The organism is Corallococcus sp. AB049A, from assembly GCF_003668885.1.
GTDB classification, from domain to species: Bacteria; Myxococcota; Myxococcia; order Myxococcales; family Myxococcaceae; genus Corallococcus; species Corallococcus interemptor.
Genome location: NZ_RAWL01000810.1, coordinates 1 through 1,136, shown reverse-complemented (window position 1 = coordinate 1,136; position 1,136 = coordinate 1). Strand labels below are relative to the sequence as shown.

The 1,136-nt window shown below is 72.9% G+C and carries 2 protein-coding genes; both read left to right on the top strand.

What is annotated here, in order from left to right; all coding sequences use genetic code 11:
• A partial coding sequence (locus D7X55_RS39570; protein WP_233610379.1) for a lysophospholipid acyltransferase family protein occupies window positions 1-652 on the top strand: 652 nt, incomplete at its 5' end.
• A partial coding sequence (locus tag D7X55_RS39565) for a MerR family transcriptional regulator (RefSeq protein ID WP_121725701.1) occupies window positions 649-1,136 on the top strand: 488 nt, incomplete at its 3' end. The genes D7X55_RS39570 and D7X55_RS39565, both read left to right, overlap by 4 nt.

Below are 1,136 nucleotides of genomic sequence, written 5' to 3'. Positions count from 1 at the left end.
CTTCGGGTGGGCGGTGGACCGGTACATCGGGTGGAAGGTCCGCTCGACGTTCCGCGGCCTGTGGGTGCGCGGCGAGCTGCCCTCCGACGGCGTGGGCCGGCTCGTCTACCTGAACCACTCCAACTGGTGGGACGGCTTCGTGCTGCACCAGCTCTGCCAGGTGGCGGGCTGGGACGGCTACTGCCTCATGGACGAGGACAACCTGCGCCGCTACCCCTTCCACACGAAGATGGGGGCCTTCAGCATCCGCAAGCAGGACGCGATGTCGTCCCTGTCCTCGCTGCGGTACGCGAAGGAGCTCTTGCGCAAGCCGGGCGCCGCGGTGTGTGTCTTTCCGGAGGGCGAGCACCGGCCCTTCGGCCAGCTGCCACTGAAGCTGGAGCGCGGCGTGGAGCTGCTGGCCCGCGCGGCGAAGGCGGAGTGCGTGCCCATCGCCATCCGCTACGCCTTCTTCGAGCACGAGCGGCCGGACGTCCTGCTGGAGGTGGGCACCGTCCACGAGGCCGGGCCGCTGGAGCGCTTCCAGGGCAACCTGGAGGCCCTGGTGCGGCGGGTGTCCGGGGCCACGAGCCTGGAGGGCTTCACGCAGAAGCTGGCGGGGGCGCGAGGCGTGGCGGAGCGCTGGGACCGCGCGCGAGGCCTGGCCCCATGAGCCTGCGCATCCGCACCATCGCCCGACTCACCGGCATCCGCGAGGCCACGCTGCGCGCCTGGGAGCGGCGCCACGGCTTCCCGCGCCCGGAGCGCAGCGAGAACAACTACCGCGTCTATTCACGCGACGAGGTGGAGGCCGTCCGCCGGGTGGCGAAGCTCATCGAGGAGGGCCTGTCGGTGAGCGAGGCCATCGCCCAGGTGCGCGATGAGCCCCGGCCCTCCGAGTCTCCCCGGCTGCGAGGGGTGGAGCGCTTCTGGGCGGCGGTGATGGCGCTGGACGAGGAGTCCGCGGACGCGGCGCTCACCGAGGCCCTGCTGGGGCTGGACGCCCTTGCCTGTTGCGACACGGTCCTGGTCCCGCTGCTGCGGGAGATGGCCTCGCGCCTGGACGTGGCGCGCGAGCACCTGGCCTCCGCGCTGGTGCGGCAGCGGCTGCGCATCCTGCTGGCGGGGATGGAGCGCGTGGGCGAGGGCCCCCGGGG